Here is a 21,852-nt window from a genome sequence, read left to right as displayed (position 1 = left end):
ATGGCGCGTCAGCGGTTCTTTGCCTCATACACTTCTATGATTTTTTTCAGCAAGCTGTCTATGCCGAAACCGGTTTTACCGATAGTGGGTATAATCGGTACACCTATCATCCGTGCCAGAGATACATAGTCGAACCTGTCGCCTTTCTTCTCAAGTTCATCATACATGTTCACGGCAATGACCATGTGGGTATCCATGTCAATCAACTTGCTGGTAAGATATAGATTCCGTTCAAGATTCGATGTGTCAATCACATTGACAACAATGTCTGGCTAGTCCTCTTTCAAGTATTTACGGACATATAGTTCTTCCAGAATATAGGTGGACAAGGAATAAGTTCCCGGAAGATCTATGATTTTAAATGTATATTCGTCCTGGGTGAACACCTCTTCTTTGGCATCTACCGTGACTCCACTGTAATTGCCTACATGCTCATACGCTCCAGATGCAAAATTGAACATAGATGTTTTTCCACAATTCGGATTACCGACCAGTGCGATATTGATAGTTTTCCCTCTGTCTTTAGCAAATCGAATAAAATCTTCGTGTGACAGAGTAGTAAGTGTATTAACCTGTGACTCCGTGTCTGTTATTGTACCATATTCGTGTTGATATTCATTCATGCTTACAACTTCCACCAGCTCTGCATCACTTTTGCTAAGAGAAACATTATAGCCCATCACCTTGTAATAGACAGGATCGCCCAAAGGCGCACTCCGGACAGCCTCCACTTCTTGTCCCTGTACAAATCCCATCTCGATAATGCGCTTTCTGAAAGGCCCTCTACCGAGTACTTTCGTAATGATTCCTTTGTCATCCCTTTTTAAATCAGAAAGTTTCATATCAATATTTTAATGTTTGATTTTTATCTTTTATCGGCAAAGTTAGAGCGGATTATTTGCAATCTTGTTGCATGTTTTTTTGTTGTTTCGATAAAAAACTGTAATTCAATAATTAATGTTATTTCTAAACATATTTGCAACAAGATTGCAAATAAAAAAATGTATTTTTGCAGTGCTAAAACAGATAAAGAATACTGCATGGAAAAGGCGGTATAAAATACCGCCTTTTCCACTTGATAGCTTTACTGATTGTTGAACTTTAAAAATTCATATCCATGTCAATAAAGCAATGTGAAGACAGACTGCTGGACAGGGGACTACGTCCGACCCCGGCAAGAATCCTAACTCTACGTAAATTATCCGAACTGGAATATCCTGTTTCTCTGCTTGAACTTGAGACTATGCTTGACACATTGGACAAGTCTACCATTTCCCGTTCATTGGCTGTACTCCTGAAACGTCATGCCATTCATTCATTTGAAGATGGAAGCGGATCAACCAAATATGAGATTTGCAGAAGTACGGTGGAACATTGTCCTATAGAAGAGCAACATGTACATTTCCATTGTGAAGCTTGCAACAGAACATTCTGTATGAAAGAGCATAAAATCCCAATAATCAGCCTTCCCAATGGCTATGCAATCGAAAACATCAATTATACCATAAAAGGGGTATGTCCTGAATGCCAATGTCAACAACGAAAGGTATTGACAAATTAGGAGAAAGACAATACCACATAGGTGTAAATATTGAGTTTAATATAGAAAGAGACTCCTTATAGTAATTCTTATGGAGTTACTCTTTCTTTATCATCATTGTTGTCAGTGGGCTAAAATTTCGGGCTCTGACTCTGTGATTAAAATGGTATACTCCCATTGTGCAGACGGCAGGCGGTCTTCTGTATAAACAGTCCATCCGTCTGATTGATCCATCACGACTTTCCAAGTACCCATATTAAGCATCGGCTCTATGGTTAATGTCATACCAGGAACCAATAGCATACCTGAGCTCTTTCTACCATAATGCAACACTTCCGGCTCCTCGTGGAACTGTATTCCTACACCATGACCGCAAAAATCACGAACTACAGAAAAGCCATTGCGCTTGGCATGGCACTCTATTACATGACCTACATCACCCAAAAAAGTAAACGCCTGAGCGGCTTGCACTCCCTTTTTCAGACACTCTTCAGTAACACGTACCAGCTTTTCTTTTTCTGAAGAGGTTTTCCCAATAATAAACATCCGTGAAGCGTCTGCATAAAAACCGTTAACTATCGTTGTACAGTCTACGTTTACAATATCACCTTCATGGAGCACCTGATTCTCATTAGGAATGCCGTGGCACACCACTTCATTAACCGAAATACAACAGCTATTCGGAAAACCGTGATACCCCAATGTTGCAGGAATACCCTGGTGATCCATGGTATATTCATACACCAAACGGTCTATTTCTGCGGTACTGATACCTTCCCGAATATTTTCCTCCACACAATCCAATACAGCTGTATTCAACAGTCCACTTTTCCTTATTCCTTCAATTTGTTCCGGCAATTTAATGAGTTTTCGTGAGGGAACCAGTCTGCCTTTTTTTCCCAATACATCACTTTTTTATCAACTTCTGTCAAAGGCATGCCCGGAATGGGATGCCATTGATACTTTGCTTTCTTCATCTTATTTAAATTTTTTAGCCAAAATACGGATTGAATTCAACACAGCTAATAAAGCCACTCCTACATCAGCAAAAACAGCTCCCCATAATGAAGCGTATCCCAAGACCCCTGCCAACAAAATGATAACTTTCATGCTGATAGCCCCAATGATATTCTGCCATACTATACATTGTGTGGCACGTCCTATTTCAATGGCTGTAGCCACCTTCGATGGTTGGTCTGTTTGAATTACCACATCAGCACTTTCAATGGCTGCATCCGACCCTAGACCACCCATGGCAATACCTACATTGCTAAGAGCCAATACAGGTGCATCGTTCATGCCATCGCCTACAAAAGCTACAGTACGAGTAGCATGAAATGACAACTTCTGAATATAGGTAGCTTTGTCTTCAGGTAGCAAGTCACCATGTGCCTGCGGAATTTCCAGTTCGCGAGCCACTTTTTCCACTAATGATTGCTTGTCGCCTGATAGCAGATGGATATCTTTTACGCCTAATTCCTTTAGATGCCGGATAGCTTGTACCGCATCCTCTTTCAATTTGTCAGCCAACCATACAGCTCCGGCATATACTCCGTCTATAGCACATACGACAACCGTCATTTCAGATTCAAGTACCTTAGATGGTACTACCGTCTTCCGCATCAAAAGTAGTCGTGGATTCCCTACCAGTACATTTTTTCCATCAATAATGGTTTCCACACCATATCCAGCTATTTCCTGCATGGATAAGGCCGAATGTAAGGAAATATGCTGCCCCCGCACATACTGCTGAATGGCTTGTGCAATAGGGTGAGTACTCTTCTGTTCAGCCGTTCCGATGATTGCAAGCAATTCCTCTTTCTTCAAGGTAGCAGCTTGGACAGATGCTACTTCAAACTGCCCGGTAGTCAATGTTCCGGTTTTATCAAAAGCAATGCTGTCTAATTTTGTGATAGCATTCAGATAATTACCTCCTTTAAAAAGGATACCCGCACGGGAAGCAGCACCGATTCCACCATAATATCCCAAAGGAATACTGATGATCAAGGCACAAGGACAGGAAATCACCAAGAAAACCAGTGCACGATAAAGCCAGTCGGCAAATACATAATCGAAAGAAGGAGCTAACCATTCCACCACTGCAGGTATTATAACTACCAGTGCCGAAAGGAATAGCACCAAAGGCGTATAAATCCGGGCAAAACGCCGTATGAACAGTTCTGTCGGAGCTTTCCGTGCGGATGCTTCCTGAACCAAAGAGAGAATACGAGCTAATGCACTCTGCTCGTAAGGACGTTTCACTTCTAAATCAACCTTCTGGTTAAAGGCAATCATGCCTGCCAGCACCTCACCGTTTACCTCAATAGAACGAGGCATACTTTCACCTGTCAAAGCCGAAGTATCAAACAGTGCCGATTCGTTTATCAATGTACCGTCCAACGGTATTCTTTCTCCCGGTTTCACCTCGATGCGCTCACCTACCTGCACCTCCTTGGGTGCCACTTCGATAAAAGCTCCATTCCGGAATACCTGGGCACGTTCCGGACGGACATCCAGCAGTTCTCCAATATTCTTAGTAGCACGTTCCACAGCTCCATGCTGCAACATCTCCCCTACTGTATAGAGTAACATTACAGCTACAGCTTCGGGGTATTCACCGATACAGAAAGCTCCGATTGAAGCAATGAGCATCAAAGTGAACTCATTGAAAAAATCCTTGTCACGCATGCTGTGCCAAGCAGCATGCAACACCGGCAAACCTACAGGCATAAAGGCAAGCAGATACCACACAGACTGGATTGTACCCTGAAACCAACTTAGCTGGATATAGCTCATCACGATACCTGCCAACAACAACATCCCCGAAACAAGAGAGCTCCATTTACCGGACACTCCATCGGCATGATGATGGGCACAGCAAGAGTCGGCATGAGGTGAAGATACAGATGGGGATACATACTGGGCTTGGCAGCAGGATTCTGCTGCATGTAGTTGTTGAAACGGATTAGAATGTATTGTTTTCATACTGAGATATATTTTTCTTTCACACTGCAAAGGTAGAACATATCTCATACAACTTGGTTGCAAAGCACATATCAGCACCTGAAAGAATAAAGACGGATGCCCTATAAATTAAGAGCATCTGCCTTCTTCTTTAATTACACGGTCACACTACATGCTTACGACTCTGATCCGGTCAGTAAAAGCGGACTAAGCAGCTTTTGCCCCTTCTCCCCATGGATATGACAATCTGCTTATACGCCATATCAGAAACGTCACAGGCAGCATATACTTCCGGAACAGAGAGCCAGTTTGTCCGTGATGATTTCATCCGCATTGTTTACTTGAACAACATCCCGGAAGAAAAAACTTCTATAGAGATCATATTTTTTCTGTTCTTTAATTATATACATTATCTGTAACAAAACACAGAGACATTAAAAAGAAAGAAGAGAAATACACATTAATAAGGTATTTCTCTTCTTGGCACAATCATCTGTGGTTTATTTATGTACGGAAAAAATGACTATTTTCTTTTAGTTACCTTGAGAATGTCCGTCATGGAGAGGGATTTCATAAAAATCTTCTGCCCCGATTTCTTCGATAATATGTGTACCATCTGATGAAATATATCCTACAGATGTAGCATAACGTTCCCAATCGGAAACTAACTCCTTCAGTTTGTCGGTATATTGATGAGACAAATCTTTTTTCTCGGAATAATCACGACTTATATCATACAGCTTCCAGTGCATACCGTCCCCATAAGGAGGAAGTAGAAGGGTCGCTTTCCACTGTCCCTTTATGACTGCCTTGCTTTCTGCCATTTCAAAACAGATGGCCTCGTTATCCGTGCGTGACGGTGTTTCTGATGAGAAAGTAGCACGGAGAGATTTTCCATAAAGTGGTGCAAGCTTCTTGCCCCTGTACACATCCGGTCTGGAAATCCCGACATAATCCAGTACTGTAGGAAACAAATCAGTGACATGCATCAAGTTGCTGGTATCTATCTTGCCTCGCTGTACATCCAGACCAGAAACAATCAATGGTACACAAATACCTCCTTCCGCTGTAGTCATTTTATAATACGCATAGGGCGTGTTGCAAGCCTCCGCCCATGCCTTTCCTAAAGATACATCAGTACATTTGCGATCATGACAGTTTTGTTACGGCCAAGAAAGTATATAACCGCTATGCAGGTTTCTCAAAGGAATGCCATACTCTTATGGTACTCTTCAGAGAACAGATTGAATCGTATAAAGAAAAGATAGGCAAAGGAAAGGCGGAAAGCACTTACCGTGGACTGGTTGCCGACTACAAGAGTCTTTTGCTTTTCATGAAAACCAAAAAGAACATCGAGGATATAGCTATTGACGAGCTTGAAAAGTCGTTCATTGAGGACTATTACACATGGATGCTCGGCACGGCAGGCAATGCGAATGCCACCGCTTTCAACCGTGTCAATACCCTGAAATGGCCGATGTACATCGCGCAGGAAAAGGGTTGGTTGCGAGTCCATCCTTTCACATCCTTCGAGTGCAAGCCGGAATACAAGAAAAGGTCTTTTCTTACTGAAGAGGAATTACAGAGAATCATCCACGTGGAGCTGAAATACAAACGCCAGCGTGCCATGCGAGACATGTTTCTCTTCATGTGCTTCACCGGTCTTTCCTATGTGGACCTGAAAGCCATAACATACGATAATATCCATACCGACTCCACGGCGGCACATGGCTGATGGGCAACCGTATAAAAACGGGAGTGGCGTATGTCGTAAAATTATTGCCTATTGCTATCGAACTGATTGAAAAATATAGGGGTACGGATGAAAAGAAAGACTCTCCTGAATGTGCCTTTCCGGTAGGTGAATACAATGCCATGCGGCTCAGCCTTGGAATCATAGGCAGGAAATGCAACTGCCGGGTCGAGGTCATCCCGTATCTTGCACGCCACGCATTTGCCGTTCTGGCCATACTCAAGAGGATGCTGCTGTAAACCCTTCAGAAAGTGTTTGGGCATAAGTCCATCACATACGTCCTGCGCATCCATTCACTTGTCCGGCGCAGACGGGGCAATCTTTTTCTGGAAGTCGCCCATCTGTACGACCAGCGTGCTGACCAGCTTTCTCAACTCCTAATACGCGCTTGTTTCAATAATTGTCAGTTCCATACTAAAATTCTTTTTAAGATTCTGAATATGCGACAAAGTAACGCACATCCTATATCCTTTCCAAACAGATAATATCAGAGTCTTCCGTTGGCGTGCATTGGCGTATCTAACGTTAAAAGAGAAGGCCCTTCACCTGCATCCATGCGGCAACGGAACTTCCATTCCCTTACTTGTTTTCCATAAATTTATAGGATTAATTTCTGGTGCATAATATTAATAGTCATTATTCTGTCTGTTTTTTTTGCTTGCATAATTGCAGCTAACAGTTATCTATTCCAAAACGCATTGTTATGGAAAATGGCAAGCTGTTTTGGTGGTTTATGGATATTGTGTATGATAATTGCCGTCTTCGTTTGTCGTAAACTTGAATGCTCTAATTAAAACAGTACGGTTGTCATGCTTTGTGTGTTTTATTATAAATATTATGAATTATTTGGAATTGATATGTAATATAGATAATTTTGCAGTCAAGAAATGGTTTCGGGAGGTTTACGTCTTCCGAATGAAAAGGGAACCCGGTGAAAATCCGGGACAGTACCCGCTGCTGTGAGTCCACAAAAACGGACATCGAACTTTTGCCACTGGTGTAATACCGGGAAGGCACGATGACCGGGACGAGTCAGAAGACCTGCCATGACTGGAATGAGATTTACACCTGCGGGATATACGGGTCGTAATCAAATAAGGAATAGCTCATTGGCCATTCAATATTTGAAGACAGACATATTCCCGTTCGTGTAAGTTCGCACGAACGTTTTTTTTGTGTTTGTTAATAATATGTTTACATTAAAATGAGTGACCTATGAAAAGAAAATTACGCTTTCTGGCAGGTGCCTGTCTATTTACCGCAACCGCCTTGTTCTCCGGCTGTAGCTCGGACGATGACTTTTTGATGGAACCGGTTGATTCCGGAACTTCGCAAACCCGTGCTGTGACAAATCCGGACGGTACTTTAACTGTCACTTTCGATGATTTCAATCCCGGCATGTTGGCAGGACCTACCTCGGCCGGAGAAAATCTTTATTCGTACCAAGGGTATCCTCAAGTAACCACCATTTATGACAATACTCCGGAAGAATATCTCTTTCTTTCAATGTTTAATACAGTAGGTGGAAGCACAGAGTATTCCAGCGGCGGCATCGCACTTTCCAACTGGAACATCCGCTCCAATCAATCGGGGAATACCGGAGACTGGTGGTATTCCTATCTGAACCAGTGTTCTGTCTATAACACTGCGGTGGAAGCGGAAGGACAGGATAAGGAAGCCGGGCATAGCGGCTCCAATTTCGGTGTCGTTTACGGATATGTGGATGCTTACAATCAGGCATGGATGGCTAAACCAGAATTTTATTTCAATGTTCCCCGGAAATTGGTCGGCCTGTGGATCTGCAACACCTCATACACTTATGGTGTCATCACTTATGGTAATCAGTTCGGTCCTACGGGGGTAGCGACTCCTCTGAAAGAGATGAAAGGGTATTTCCAAGTGAATCTGGAGTGTTATGATGCGGATGGCGGTCTGATCCGCACTTACAAACGCCTTTTAGCCGATTATCGTGACGGCCAACAACAGGTTGATCCTATCACGACATGGGATTATTGGGAAATCAATGCCGAAGAGGTGCAAAGTGTGAAATTCAACTTCGAGGGTTCGGATTCGGGAGCATACGGTTTGAATACTCCGGCTTATATCTGTATCGATGATATCACCATACAATAAAAAGAATACAGGGATATCCCTTCTGTCGGGGTATCCCTGTTATTTTTCTAAAATCCACACATTATGCATCGTTTTTACTATTTTATTATTTTTGCCTGTATGCTGTTTACCTCCTGCAACAAGGATGAAGTCATTACCGAAGAAGTAGGAGGACAACCTATAATAGAACTTGACAGCGAGACCGGCATTTACACGGTCAAGGTCGGTCATGAATTGACTATCGCCCCGACATACCAGAATGTTGAAGATGCTCTTTTTGCTTGGACGATAGACGGTACGCTGGTTTCTTCGGGTCCGTCTCTTCAACGTACATGGAATGAATGCGGGGATTTTTACGTCAAACTAAGAGTAGACAATGCGGTAAGCTATGCCGAAGAGGAACTGAAAGTAGAAGTGAAAGAACTCACCCCTCCGGTTATCTCACTGGCACTTCCTTCGCAGGGATTAAAAGTCGTCCGGAATACCGATTACACATTTACTCCCGATATTCAGCATTCGGATGTAGAAGGGTTCAAAATCGAATGGGTACGGGAAGGAAAAATCGTTTCCACCGAGAATACTTATACCTTCAATGAAAAAGAACTCGGTGTTTATACGGTGACAATCAACGCTTCCAATATAGATGGGACAACAACAAAGGACGTAAGCGTAGAGGTCGTGGAAACGATGCCCTACGTTGTCAAATTCCCGACCCCGTCTTACCAGCAAACATCCACGGACAGGTACACTTTTGCCGACCGTCCTGTTTTCCTGCGCCCATTGTTGGAGTATTTCGATAATCCCCGTTTTGAGTGGAGTGTGGACGGTCAGGTCATGGAAGGAGAAGTGGAACGCATGTTCAAGTTCACGCCGTCCGCACCCGGAGAATACACCGTCTCCTGTACTGTTTTGGAAGACACACCGACGGAAAAAATAAGTAGGAATATCGACAAAGGAAAGACGGCTGTCACTGCCACTGTAAAAGTCGTCTGTGTGGACAAAAAAGAGCAGGACGGATTCTTGGCTTCGGGAAGTTCCAAGCTCTGGAATAAAGTCTATGAATATACCCCGGCTCCCGGCCAATTTATCAACGAAACGAGCACGATAGGCGGTATGACCGGCAATGAGACATCCCCTGAAGCGGCTGTCGCATGGGCAACACAGCGTCTAAAAGACAAACTGCACGTCTCTTTAGGTTCTTTCGGCGGTTATATCATCGTCGGTTTCGACCACAGTATTCCCAATTCGGGTAACCAATATGATTTCTGTGTTCAGGGGAACGCCTTTGACGGAAGTTCCGAACCGGGTATCGTATGGGTCATGCAGGATATAAACGGAAACGGATTGCCGGATGACGAGTGGTACGAACTGAAAGGATCTGAAGCAGGCAAGGAAGAAACAATACAGAATTTTGAAGTGACCTATTACCGTCCGGAAGGCAAAAAAATGGATGTCCAATGGATCAGTTCCGACGGTAGAAACGGCTGGGTAGACTATCTGTCCGCTTATCATACACAGGACTATTATTATCCGGCTTGGATTTCGGAAAACAGTTATACCCTGACAGGCACTTGTTTGGCCGCCCGCAACACCCAAGATTCACAAACCGGTTATTGGGATAATCAGAGTTATGACTGGGGGTATGTGGATAATTTTGGAAACGACCAGATAGAAGGCGGCAGTACGGTAGATGGAAGCGGGCAAAGGAACGGTTTCAAAATTTCCAATGCCATCCATGCCGATGGAACGGAAGCCAATCTGCAATATATTGATTTTATCAAAGTGCAATGCGGTGTCTTGGCCAAAAGCGGCTGGTTGGGCGAAGTTTCAACGGAAGTATTTTCTTTTGAGGATTTAACAAAATAACAATAAATACAAGTATGAAAAATTATTTTCTTCCCATGCTCCTATCCTTGTTCTTTTTGGGAGCATGTGACAAAAACGATGAAATTATACCTGAAGATGCAGATGAGAATTTCATCACGTCAGTTGTGATGACTGTGGACGGAAAATCGTACACGGCCGATATTACGGACAATACAGTAACGATAACCGTTCCTTATACGGTATCGTTGAACAATGCCGAAGTGGAATTCAAGTACACCACTTCTGCAACAATCATACCTAATCCAAAAACGGTAACGGACTGGGATAACGAACGGACCTTCCGGGTGACATCCTATAACGGAGATGCCCGCGAATATGCCTATAAGGTGGTGAAAAGCGAAATAGAATCTGATGGAGATGTAGAGTTGAAGACCACCGAGGAGGTAGCTTCTTTTGCCGCAACCAAAACAACCGTTGTCAAAGGGAACCTGATTATCGGTTCTGATGCGGAAGAGGCAGAAAAAATCACTGACATATCTGCATTGGCATCTTTGAAAGAGGTTACAGGCAACATTGTCATTCGTAACAGTTACAACGGTGCAGACTTGACAGGGTTGGATAATATCGTTTCAGCCGGAGGTTTGCAGTTAGGTTCGGTCGATGTCGCCTCGAAAGCTACGGAGCTTCACATGATTTCCATGAAAGCTCTGGAAATGCTCTCCGGAGACATATCGGTATATAACGACCAAGTGACTTATGTCCTATTCGAGAAACTGGCAACTATTGAAGGAAGCGTGATGTTCAATGCGCCGTCGTTACAGAGTTTTGAGTTTCCGGTTCTGACCACTGTAGGTCAGGATCTGAATATCCAGGGACTCAATGAAGAAAACAAGGCAGCCGGAACAATCGCTTCTTTAGAATTATCGGAACTGACAAGTGTCGGAGGTGTCTTGTCCGTGAACAATCTTGCCAAACTGACTTCCATGAGCTTCCTTAAGCTGAAAGAGACCGGTGGCTTTGATTTCCACACCGTCCCCGTGATGTTGGAAACCATTAATCTACCGGAAGTCGAGACAGTAAACGGAAGTATTATTATGGAAGCCAACATGGAAACTCCTCCTACCGGTAGTTTTGTTCCCCAACGAAATGACGTGCTTCAGGCTTTCGGTGGAATGGACAAACTGACAACGGTGAAGGGGCAGATAAAGATAAAAAATTTCACGGCGCTCAAGCAGCTTCCTGACTGGAGTAAAATCACCACACTTGGAAGCATTACGTTGGATTATCTTGAAGACGTGAGCGGAACACTGATGTTGCCGAACGCCCGATTTGAAACCTTCGGAGAAACAGCTCCCCAGATTGAAATTATAAACAAGGTGCAGCTCTCCAAAATTGAAACAGCCGAAGATTTGTCAAATGTAAATTTTGTCATCACCAGTCTTACGAATAACAAGTTCCCTGAAATCATGTTCAAGAATATCAAAGACTTCACTTGTAAGCCAACCACTAACAATCCCGATTATACCATATCGACAATTCAACATGTACATGGAAATCTGTATGTGACAGGCCAAATGCGAAGCAAGGCAAAATTCCCTGACTTGGAAATCGTAGACGGATATGGATACATCCAAATGCCTATGATGGGGACTGTTTCAATGCCTGTATTGAAAGAGGTGGGTGGACAATTTTATTTGTCCGGCAATCTAACCAGTTGTGAGTTGCCTTTGTTATCCAAAATCTGTTGCTCAGCCTCTCCTGTATATTATAAAGAGGGAAAAGGTTCTTTAGCAATGACTTTACAAAGTAAATCACTGAATCTTCCGGAATTGCTTCACGTAGGAGGTGAAGGGTTGTTCGTTAATCAAGCAACAGGTATTACTTGTGCTAAGTTACAGACAATAGATGGTACGTTACAGATAAAACAAGCGAAATCTCTTTCTCAGGAAACATTTTCCATGGAGAAGTTGAAGACCTTGCATGGGGTTGTTTTTGACGGTTTGACAAAATTCACCGACTACACTTTCTTCGGTAAGTTCATAGAAAACGGAATGATTACGGAGGAAAGCTGGAGTGTGACGAAATGTGGGTATAACCCAACCTTCCAAAAAATGAGGGACAAACAATATACGCAGCAGGATTAAACCTTATACCTTAACCAGAGTACCCGTAATGATTCGGGTACTCTTTTTTATCTGAATGACAATGAGCAGAACAATACAACGGATTTGCCTTTTTCTTTTCTGCCTGCCAGTTTTCGGCAGTTGCATGAAATGGGATTATGGGGAGATGGAGAATTTCTCGGCATCGGCTTCCGGTCTTTTCATCACCAACGAGGGAAATTTCCAGTACGGCAATGCCTCGCTTTCCTACTATGATCCTGCCACGTGCGAAGTGGAGAATGAAGTGTTTTACCGTGCCAACGGGTTCAAGTTGGGCGATGTGGCCCAATCTATGGTTATCCGGGACGGTATAGGCTGGGTCGTGGTGAACAACTCGCATGTGATTTTCGCCATCGACATCAATACTTTCAAGGAAGTGGGCCGTATCACAGGTTTCACCTCACCCCGGTATATCCATTTCCTGTCGGATGAGAAAGCCTATGTGACGCAAATATGGGACTACCGCATCTTCATCATCAACCCCAAGACATACGAGATTACCGGCTATATCGAATGTCCAGACATGGACATGGAATCGGGTTCCACCGAACAAATGGTGCAATACGGCAAGTACGTCTATGTGAACTGCTGGTCGTACCAGAACCGCATCCTGAAAATCGACACGGAGACGGACAAGGTCGTGGACGAACTGACCATCGGCATACAGCCTACTTCGCTGGTCATGGACAAATACAACAAGATGTGGACCATCACGGATGGCGGTTACGAGGGCAGCCCATACGGCTACGAGGCACCGTCTCTCTACCGTATAGACACCGAGACTTTCACCGTAGAGAAACAGTTCAAGTTCAAGCTGGGCGACTGGCCTTCGGAAGTCCAGCTCAACGGTACACGGGATACGCTTTACTGGATCAATAACGATATTTGGCGAATGCCGGTGGAAGCCGACCGTGTTCCCGTCCGACCTTTTCTGGAGTTTCGGGACACCAAATACTACGGCCTTACGGTCAATCCCAACAACGGGGAAGTATATGTGGCCGACGCTATTGATTACCAGCAGCAAGGTATCGTGTATCGCTATTCGCCGCAAGGTAAGCTGATCGATGAATTTTACGTGGGAATCATTCCGGGAGCTTTCTGCTGGAAATAACGAGGAAGGAGGACAAAAATGAAAAGACATCTTATTCTATTGTTCGTGGGGGTAAGCCTGCCCTTTCTGCTTGCCGCCCAGCAAAAAAATTCCGTCAGCATTACCAAAAGGGTGCTGCGTATTCCGGAGGTTACGGTGGTAGGCAAACGACCGATGAAGGATATAGGCGTGCAACGAACCCGTTTCGATTCCATCGCCATGAAAGAGAACATCGCCTTATCTATGGCCGATGTGCTGACATTCAACTCATCCGTTTTTGTCAAGAACTACGGACGCGCCACGTTATCTACTGTAGCTTTCCGGGGTACCTCTCCCTCGCATACTCAAGTGACGTGGAATGGTATGCGCATCAACAACCCGATGCTGGGCATGACAGATTTTTCCACCATCCCTTCTTACTTTATCGATGATGCCTCGCTGCTGCACGGAACTTCGTCGGTAAACGAAACGGGCGGCGGCTTGGGTGGTCTGGTCAGGCTCTCCACTTCTCCGGCCAACCATGAAGGATTCGGGTTGCAGTACGTGCAGGGAGTGGGGTCGTTCAGCACGTTCGACGAGTTTCTCCGCCTGACCTACGGTAACAAACACTGGCAGTCCTCCACCCGTGTGGTATATTCCTCTTCTCCCAACGACTACAAATACCGAAACCGGGACAAGAAGGAAAACATCTATGACGAGGACAAGAACATCATCGGTTCCTATTATCCGACGGAGCGCAACCGCAGCGGGGCTTATAAGGATCTGCACATTTTGCAGGAAATTTATTATAACACGGGCGAAGGTGACAAGTTCGGGCTAAACGCCTGGTATATCAATTCCAACCGGGAACTGGCGATGCTCACCACGGATTACGGGAACGGCATGGACTTCGAGAACCGCCAAAGGGAGCAGACGTTTCGCAGCGTCCTCTCGTGGGAACGCGTGCGGGAGAAATGGAAGGTCGGTGTAAAAGGTGGCTATATACACACATGGATGGCCTATGATTACAGGCGGGACAAGGGAAACGGCGAAATGGCTTCGATGACCCGCTCGCGCAGTAAGATTAACACGTTCTACGGAAGTGCGGACGGGGATTATGCACCTTCAGAGAAATGGCTGTTCACGGCCGGTGTTTCCGTACACCAACATTTGGTGGAAAGCGCGGACAAAAATATCATCTCGCAGGAAGGTAACAAGGCTGTTGTCGGGTATGACAAGGGACGTGTCGAGTTTTCCGGTTCCGTTTCTGCGAAATGGCGGCCTGTCGATCGTTTTGCCGCCTCGCTTGTTCTTCGCGAGGATATGTTCGGTACGGAATGGGCCCCGGTTATCCCGGCTTTCTTCATCGACGGGGTACTGTCGAAGAAAGGCAATATCGTGGCGAAAGCATCCATCTCCCGAAACTACCGTTTCCCCACGCTGAACGATCTCTATTTTCTGCCGGGCGGTAATCCCGACCTAAAAAGCGAGCACGGCTTCACATACGACGTGGGGTTGTCATTCTCGGTGGGGAAAGAAAATGTATATGCTTTGAGCGGTGGTATCAACTGGTTCGATTCGCACATCGACGACTGGATCATCTGGCTACCCACAACCAAGGGATTCTTCTCTCCCAGAAACCTCAAGAAGGTACATGCTTACGGGGCAGAGACCAACGCCCACCTTGATGTAATGCTCGGAAGGGAATGGAAACTGGATATGAACGGAACTTTCTCGTGGACTCCCTCGATCAACGAGAGCGAACCTATGAGTCCGGCAGACCAATCCGTCGGCAAACAGTTGCCATACGTACCGGAGTTTTCCGCAGCGGTGACCGGATGTCTGTCATGGCGGACATGGAGCCTGCTCTACAAGTGGTGTTATTACAGCCAGCGTTATACCATGTCGAGTAATGATTATACCCTGACGGGCTATCTGCCTCCTTACTTCATGAATAACGTGACACTGGAAAAACAGCTCTCTTTTCGATGGGCCGACCTGTCGCTAAAGGGCAGCATCAACAACCTGTTCGATGAAGAATACCTTTCCGTATTGTCCCGTCCCATGCCGGGCATCAATTTCGAGATATTCATCGGCATAACGCCCAAGTTCGGAAAAAACAAAAATAGTAAACGATAATCTGCATCAATATGAACGCATTAAAGAATTTAAGCCTGATTCTGTTGCTTTCTCTGGCATTTACAGGCTGCCACAACAAAAGTTCAAAACTCAATGATTTCAACCTGCTGCTTTATGCTCCCGAATATGCCTCCGGCTTCGACATCAAAGGGGCGGACGGGAAGGAAAGCGTACTGATAACCGTCAGGAATCCCTGGCAGGGAGCAGACAGCGTAACCACATGGCTGTTTATCGTCCGCAACGGCGAAGAGGTTCCCGAAGGGTTTGCCGGACAGGTACTCGAAGGAGACGCCAAACGCATCGTGGCGATGTCTTCCACTCATATCGCCATGCTTGACGCGATCGGTGAAGTCCAGCGCATAACCGGCGTTTCGGGAATCGACTACATTTCCAACCCCGACATCCAAGCTCGCCGCGACAGTATTGGTGACATCGGCTATGAAGGAAACATCAACTACGAGTTGCTGCTCTCGCTCGATCCCGACCTCGTTCTGCTCTATGGGGTGAACGGCGCAAGCGCAATGGAAAGCAAACTCGAAGAACTCGACATACCGTTCATGTATGTCGGCGATTATCTCGAAGAGTCGCCTCTCGGTAAGGCTGAATGGATGGTAGTGCTTTCTGAAGTCACAGGGAAACGTGAGAAGGGTGAAAAAGCCTTTGCCGCAATCCCGGTCAGATACAACACTTTGAAAAAGAAAGTGGCCGACAGTATCCTTGGCACTCCTTCGGTTATGCTTAATGTCCCTTATGGAGACTCGTGGTTCATGCCTTCAACCCAAAGTTATGTCGCCCGCTTGATTGCCGATGCAGGCGGTCGCTATATCTACCAGAAGAACACGGGAAACGCTTCTATCCCCGTTGACTTGGAAGAAGCATACCTACTCGCGTCGGATGCGGACATGTGGCTGAACGTGGGAATGGCGAACTCCCTTGACGAATTGAAGGCATCATGTCCGAAATTCACCGATACCCGATGTTTCAAAAATGGAGAGGTGTATAATAACAACGCCCGTATCAACACAGCCGGGGGTAACGACTATTACGAGTCTGCTGTCGTGAATCCTGACATCGTGCTCCGCGACCTTGTGAAGATATTCCATCCCGAACTGGCGCAGGAAGAGTGTGTGTATTACAAGCAACTGAAATAGATGCGTTCCCGTTCGACTATATTGTCCTCCATATTGATTACGCTCACGGTCGGTCTTTTTTTACTGGACTTGGCCGTGGGAGCTGTCAATATTCCAATCCGCGATGTATGGGCAGCGCTGACTGGGGGAGATTGTCCCCGTGCCACGGAAAAGATCGTACTCAACATACGCCTCATAAAAGCTATAGTGGCACTGTTGGCCGGGGCTGCCTTATCAGTCAGCGGTCTTCAGATGCAGACCCTCTTCCGTAATCCTCTTGCCGGTCCCTATGTCCTCGGTATCAGTTCCGGTGCAAGTCTCGGTGTGGCACTCGTGGTACTTGCTGGGCTCGGTTCATCAATAGGCATTGCCGGAGCTGCATGGGTGGGTGCGGCTGTCGTATTGCTCGTGATAACTGCCGTTGGACAGCGAATAAAAGACATCATGGTAATCCTGATTCTGGGTATGATGTTCTCATCGGGCGTAGGCGCTGTCGTGCAGATTTTGCAGTATATAGCCAATGACGAGTCTCTAAAAATGTTTGTGATATGGACGATGGGAGCATTAGGGGATGTGACAGCGCAACAACTTGCCATCTTTGTTCCATCAGTATTAGTCGGGTTGTTATTGGCTGTAATAACAATCAAGTCGCTTAATCTTTTGTTGTTTGGAGAAGAGTATGCCATAACGATGGGACTGAATATTCAGCGTTCACGCGGCCTATTGTTTCTCTCGACAACGCTGCTCGCCGGAACGATAACCGCTTTTTGCGGTCCGATAGGTTTCATAGGTCTCGCTATGCCTCATGTCACAAGAATGCTTTTCCAAAATAGCGATCATCGTGTCCTTCTACCCGGAACAATTCTTTCAGGAGCATCGATATTGCTTCTTTGCGACGTCATTTCCAAAATATTCACCTTGCCGATCAACGCCATTACAGCTCTATTGGGAATCCCAATCGTCGTATGGGTGGTTTTACGCAACAAATCCATCACCGCATGATAGAATTACAGCATTTTTCCATAGGTTACAAAGAGAACTCGTTGCTCCACGAGGTAAATGCCACGATAAAAAAAGGTCAATTGACAGCCCTTATCGGAAGAAACGGGACAGGGAAATCGACGCTACTCCGCGCCATAGCCGGTCTGAACCGGTGTTATTCCGGAAAAATCATTCTCGACGGGCACGACATCGCCTGCATGAGAACCGAAGATATGGCAAAAACGCTGGCCGTCGTCACGACCGAGCGCACGCGCATCGCCAACCTGCGGTGCAAAGATGTCGTAGCCATAGGCCGTGCTCCTTATACCAACTGGATAGGCAGGATGCAAGAGGCGGATAAGGAGATAGTCATGCAATCGCTCATCTCGGTGGGAATGGAGGCTTATGCAAACCGCACGATGGATAAAATGTCGGATGGCGAATGCCAGCGTGTGATGATTGCTCGTGCATTGGCACAGGATACTCCTATCATTCTCCTTGATGAACCGACTTCCTTTCTTGACATGCCTAATCGCTACGAACTTGTGGCGTTGCTTCGTAGGCTTGTCCACGACGAGAAAAAATGTATCATGTTCTCGACACATGAACTTGACATCGCGTTGTCCATGTGCGATTCGATAGCATTGTTAGATACCCTGAATTTAAACTGCTTGACCGCGTCTGAAATGCGGAAAAGCGGATACATTGACAGACTTTTCCAAAATGAGAACATTCGTTTTGACTCCTTATGCGGTACAATGATTTTGAAACAATGAGTACATACACTGTAGAAAATTTTACTTCAGACATCACTGTTGAAGGATATATCGCCGAATTCCGTGACGAACCACATTTTCTTGAACTTTGCAAACAATGTACCAATTATGGCAAAAGTTGGGGGTGTCCTCCATTTGATTTTGATACGGAATCGTTTCTCCGGCAATACAAGTATGCACATCTTATGGCAACGAAGATAATCCCTGAAGACAAAGATATTCCGATTGAATATACACAAAAACTCATTTTACCGGAACGAATACGAATCGAGAGCGAATTATTGGATATGGAACGGAAATATGGAGGGCGTTCATTTGCCTATATAGGTAAATGTCTTCACTGCCCCAATAACGAGTGTACGCGTAACTGCGGCACACCATGCCGACACCCGGAAAAAGTGCGTCCGTCACTCGAAGCCTTCGGATTTGACATAGCCAAAACGCTTGCTGAACTTTTTAACATCGAACTTCTTTGGGGAAAGGATGGCAAATTACCTGAATACCTTGTTCTCGTAAGCGGATTTTTTCATAATGAATACGAACTTTGCAACATAGCATACTAATGATTCGGACATGAAACAAACAGACAAACTAACCACATTCGGTTCAATCTGTTTTGTGATTTCAAATGAATTATAGTTAGATATGTAAAAAGCGACGCCGGAGCTTGAAATAAGTAACGATTTATCGGTGTATCCTCCGTTAAACCGTTCATTTTCGGTTAAACGAAAACACAACATGCTGTCCGCTGGAGCGGAGCACGTTTCTTCAATAATTATTGTGTATCATACCGTTGTGTGGCTATTTTCCTGTGGTTTGTGGGGCTTTTCCATCAGATATTTGCCGGCTGTTCTCCTCATTAAAGGATAGATATATCTCCATGACCATGCGACTTACGCCCATAATTCGGGGATAAGGAGGCGAATATACGGAAAATCTGCCCTTTACATGCCCTATTGTCCATTAATGGATTAATACTTCTACACATCTGCAAATGGAGAATGACAGGTCTCGTTTTTTAATTTAATATCTTACTTGAAAAGAAATATAAGATATACCATTCCCCTGATTAAATTCAGTTTTTTTTCTGTGTTATATTACTTGTAAAATTCTATTATACCATTCAAGCAACAGCCCTTGAATCCCGCCGTATTTCAATTCTCTTTTTCCCATATAACGATTTTCCCATTTTTATTTATCCCGTCAGTAGCTCCACCTTGCCGGGTTCAGGGTGCGAAGCTACGGACGGGACCCCTAAAAATCTGCAAGGCCGCTTCGCGCCCTGCGGGTTTTGGCGAAAATTTTTCAATCCGTCCAGCCGGGCGGTTGAAAATTTTTCACCAAAAGCCTTGCATATTTTCTCCCCGTCCGTATCTGCCCCCTGAAACGAGCAAGGTGAAGCCACCGACAAGGCATAAAAAAAAAGTCAATGTTATGAAAAAGAGAATTGAAATACGGCAGGATTGGAAACGAGGCTTCGGCTCCGCTCCAACCGGCATTAAAAATTGGGTGAAGTGGTCGCTGGTCGGTTTCGTGGTCTATGTGGCGGTGCGTTTCGTGTGTGCCTTTTGGGGTGGTATTCTGCCCATGTTGGCAGTTTTGGCGGTGGTGGTTTTCCTCATCCGTGCCGTGTGGTGCATCCTTTGCGTGCTCGCTCTTTTCATCCTTGCGCTTTGCGTGATACTCTGACAGAATATGAATCATTTTAAAATCAAATCATTATGAACAAAGTACATTTATTGGGAGCCAACAGAAGTTACGACAGAGACGTTCAGACCGTTTCAGTCAACCAAGTGGTAGTATTGGATAGCTATGACAGCTATGTTGTGTATGAAGTAACCCGTGACAAGTGGGGAATAACCTATCATCTTGTCAATTTGCGGACATACGAGTTTCATACATCCGACCTTATCCGGCCGTTATCGGAAAAATTCGGAATAGGAATCTATTACGATGATGCGAACCCCAAGTTTTTAGATCCGTTGGAAACAGCCGCTTTACTCACCAAGGCAAAAGAGAAGAAAGCCGAAGAAGAAAAGAAAGCGAAGGAAACAAGAGAGGAATACGGACGTATCGCCAAAATCGGTGCGGAGCGTTTGCGCCCCCTTGTCCCGACGGATGCAAAGGCGGTCATTATCGGCACGTTACGGGTAAACGAGTGCGACAGCTATACGGACTATTATGACTACAGTATAGCAAGAACCGTCATTTTAGGCTTTTCCAAACATACACGCAACCTCTTTTCAGAAATGCGCAAGCATGCCGCCAATTTTGAGGGAACAGCCTATTTGGCGGAATATAACGCAGATTACGAACACCGGGAAAATTACAGCATGGGAGACGGTATGTATCTGGGCAGGAACAAGTACAGCGGTTGGACGGTTGAGAAAGAGCCTATCCACGACCTTGAAAAATTCATAGAACGGTATGCGCACACCGCAGGGGATGAAGCCAACCTTTGTATGAAAGCACCGCAGACGGACAGCGATACGGCAGAACAATCCACAGCAACCGCAGACTTTTCAACCCTCAGTCATGAAATCGTGGAATACAGCGAGAAGGCGATTGCCGTATTCGGTGACACCAGGCCGATAAAGGACATTCTGAAAGACCTGAACGGTCTGTTCCGTGCGAACCTCACCTATAAGGGCGAAAGGCGTGCAGGGTGGATATATTCCAAGAAGCAGGAAACGAAAGTAAGGGAAGCACTCGCCACGTGCATCCGTGTATGACAGCATGAACGGCAGGGCGGAACAATCCGCCCGCCTATCAACGAACCCATAAAAAAGTAACGACATGAGAACGGAAACAAGAACATACACCCTCTATCGGATAACCGAGTTATCCGAGGAAGCCAAAGAGAAAGCACACACCGAATGGTTGTACAACCGATATTTTTACGGTTGGACACACGAGAACCGTCAGACCCTTAATACCTTTTGCGAACGCTTCGGCATTGTGTGCCGTAATTGGAGATATGACGCATGCAATTACAGCTATGACTACCGCAGCAGGCAGGAAGACTGCATAGACAGGCTAAACGGTTGGCGGTTGGCGGCCTATCTGATGAACAACCATTGGAACGACCTATACACGCCAAAATATTTTTGGAAAGGGACGAAAGGACGAAAAAGCAGGATATTTGTAGATGCCTGTTGTCCCCTTACGGGCTATTATATAGATAACTGTATTCTTGATCCGATTTATCAGTTCTTGAAATCCCCCACCGAAAATATCACGTTTGACTGCCTTATGAACGAATGTCTCGACAGTTTTTTCCGTGCTTGTCGGGATGATATGGAAAGCACCCGGACTTTGGAACACTTCACGGAAGAAAGCAACGCCAACGGTTGGGAATACCTTTCAGACGGAAAACCATTCAATTAATTATCAACATTT

At 45.3% G+C, this 21,852-nt stretch carries 15 protein-coding genes, 3 pseudogenes and 1 riboswitch; of the genes and pseudogenes, 14 read left to right on the top strand and 4 right to left on the bottom strand.

Annotation, left to right across the window (positions count from 1 at the left end; all coding sequences use genetic code 11):
• Positions 1–8: 8 nt before the first annotated feature.
• Positions 9–842 (bottom strand): annotated as a pseudogene (locus tag K6V30_RS13300) (FeoA family protein).
• Between the two features lie 275 nt (positions 843–1,117).
• On the opposite strand from K6V30_RS13300, the gene K6V30_RS13295 reads away from it, so the two are divergent.
• Complete coding sequence (locus K6V30_RS13295; RefSeq protein WP_060386398.1) at positions 1,118–1,561, top strand: Fur family transcriptional regulator; 444 nt, start codon at positions 1,118–1,120, stop codon at positions 1,559–1,561.
• 102 nt (positions 1,562–1,663) lie between these two features.
• Here K6V30_RS13295 and map read toward each other — a convergent pair.
• The 3 genes and pseudogenes from map to K6V30_RS13280 form a co-directional block, all read right to left on the bottom strand.
• Positions 1,664–2,517 (bottom strand): annotated as a pseudogene (gene map / locus K6V30_RS13290) (type I methionyl aminopeptidase).
• 1 nt (position 2,518) lies between these two features.
• Positions 2,519–4,525, bottom strand: a complete 2,007-nt coding sequence (locus K6V30_RS13285) for a heavy metal translocating P-type ATPase (protein ID WP_082709331.1) — start codon at positions 4,523–4,525, stop codon at positions 2,519–2,521.
• Between the two features lie 512 nt (positions 4,526–5,037).
• Positions 5,038–5,580 (bottom strand): alkaline phosphatase family protein, encoded by a 543-nt coding sequence (locus K6V30_RS13280; RefSeq protein WP_060386396.1) that lies wholly within the window; start codon positions 5,578–5,580, stop codon positions 5,038–5,040.
• 50 nt (positions 5,581–5,630) lie between these two features.
• On the opposite strand from K6V30_RS13280, the pseudogene K6V30_RS13275 reads away from it, so the two are divergent.
• From K6V30_RS13275 to K6V30_RS13215, 13 genes and pseudogenes are all read left to right on the top strand, one after another.
• A pseudogene (locus K6V30_RS13275) lies at positions 5,631–6,493 on the top strand (phage integrase SAM-like domain-containing protein); the annotation flags it as partial.
• Between the two features lie 635 nt (positions 6,494–7,128).
• Positions 7,129–7,320: riboswitch (cobalamin riboswitch) on the top strand.
• A 152-nt stretch (positions 7,321–7,472) separates the two neighbouring features.
• The gene (locus tag K6V30_RS13270) at positions 7,473–8,390 is read left to right on the top strand and encodes a DUF4465 domain-containing protein (RefSeq protein WP_060386395.1); all 918 of its coding nucleotides are present in this window, start codon (positions 7,473–7,475) and stop codon (positions 8,388–8,390) included.
• A 63-nt stretch (positions 8,391–8,453) separates the two neighbouring features.
• The gene (locus K6V30_RS13265; RefSeq protein ID WP_060386394.1) at positions 8,454–10,235 is read left to right on the top strand and encodes a PKD-like domain-containing protein; all 1,782 of its coding nucleotides are present in this window, start codon (positions 8,454–8,456) and stop codon (positions 10,233–10,235) included.
• 14 nt (positions 10,236–10,249) lie between these two features.
• Positions 10,250–12,340 (top strand): receptor L domain-containing protein, encoded by a 2,091-nt coding sequence (locus K6V30_RS13260; RefSeq protein WP_060386393.1) that lies wholly within the window; start codon positions 10,250–10,252, stop codon positions 12,338–12,340.
• 61 nt (positions 12,341–12,401) lie between these two features.
• On the top strand, positions 12,402–13,469 hold the full coding sequence (locus K6V30_RS13255) for a YncE family protein (protein ID WP_117667440.1): 1,068 nt from the start codon (positions 12,402–12,404) through the stop codon (positions 13,467–13,469).
• A gap of 18 nt (positions 13,470–13,487) precedes the next feature.
• The gene (locus K6V30_RS13250; RefSeq protein ID WP_060386392.1) at positions 13,488–15,566 is read left to right on the top strand and encodes a TonB-dependent receptor plug domain-containing protein; all 2,079 of its coding nucleotides are present in this window, start codon (positions 13,488–13,490) and stop codon (positions 15,564–15,566) included.
• 11 nt (positions 15,567–15,577) lie between these two features.
• Positions 15,578–16,717 carry an ABC transporter substrate-binding protein gene (locus tag K6V30_RS13245; protein WP_060386391.1) on the top strand — a complete coding sequence of 380 codons (1,140 nt, stop codon included), beginning with the start codon at positions 15,578–15,580 and terminating at the stop codon, positions 16,715–16,717.
• A complete protein-coding gene (locus K6V30_RS13240; RefSeq protein WP_060386390.1) occupies positions 16,718–17,698 on the top strand; it encodes a FecCD family ABC transporter permease in 981 nt (326 codons plus the stop codon).
• The gene (locus tag K6V30_RS13235) at positions 17,695–18,453 is read left to right on the top strand and encodes an ABC transporter ATP-binding protein (protein ID WP_060386389.1); all 759 of its coding nucleotides are present in this window, start codon (positions 17,695–17,697) and stop codon (positions 18,451–18,453) included. Before K6V30_RS13240 ends, K6V30_RS13235 begins: the two co-directional genes overlap by 4 nt.
• A complete protein-coding gene (locus K6V30_RS13230; protein WP_060386388.1) occupies positions 18,450–19,016 on the top strand; it encodes a DUF2284 domain-containing protein in 567 nt (188 codons plus the stop codon). Before K6V30_RS13235 ends, K6V30_RS13230 begins: the two co-directional genes overlap by 4 nt.
• A gap of 871 nt (positions 19,017–19,887) precedes the next feature.
• On the top strand, positions 19,888–20,142 hold the full coding sequence (locus K6V30_RS13225) for a hypothetical protein (protein WP_060386387.1): 255 nt from the start codon (positions 19,888–19,890) through the stop codon (positions 20,140–20,142).
• Between the two features lie 32 nt (positions 20,143–20,174).
• Entirely contained in the window at positions 20,175–21,185 is a 1,011-nt protein-coding gene (locus tag K6V30_RS13220; RefSeq protein WP_224207120.1) for a fusion protein, read from the top strand.
• 64 nt (positions 21,186–21,249) lie between these two features.
• Positions 21,250–21,840 (top strand): hypothetical protein, encoded by a 591-nt coding sequence (locus K6V30_RS13215; RefSeq protein ID WP_117742428.1) that lies wholly within the window; start codon positions 21,250–21,252, stop codon positions 21,838–21,840.
• The last annotated feature ends 12 nt before the right edge of the window (positions 21,841–21,852 follow it).

It is taken from the genome of Bacteroides faecis (genome assembly GCF_020091505.1).
In the GTDB taxonomy this organism is placed as follows: domain Bacteria; phylum Bacteroidota; class Bacteroidia; order Bacteroidales; family Bacteroidaceae; genus Bacteroides; species Bacteroides faecis.
This window is presented reverse-complemented; position numbering and strand designations above follow the sequence as displayed.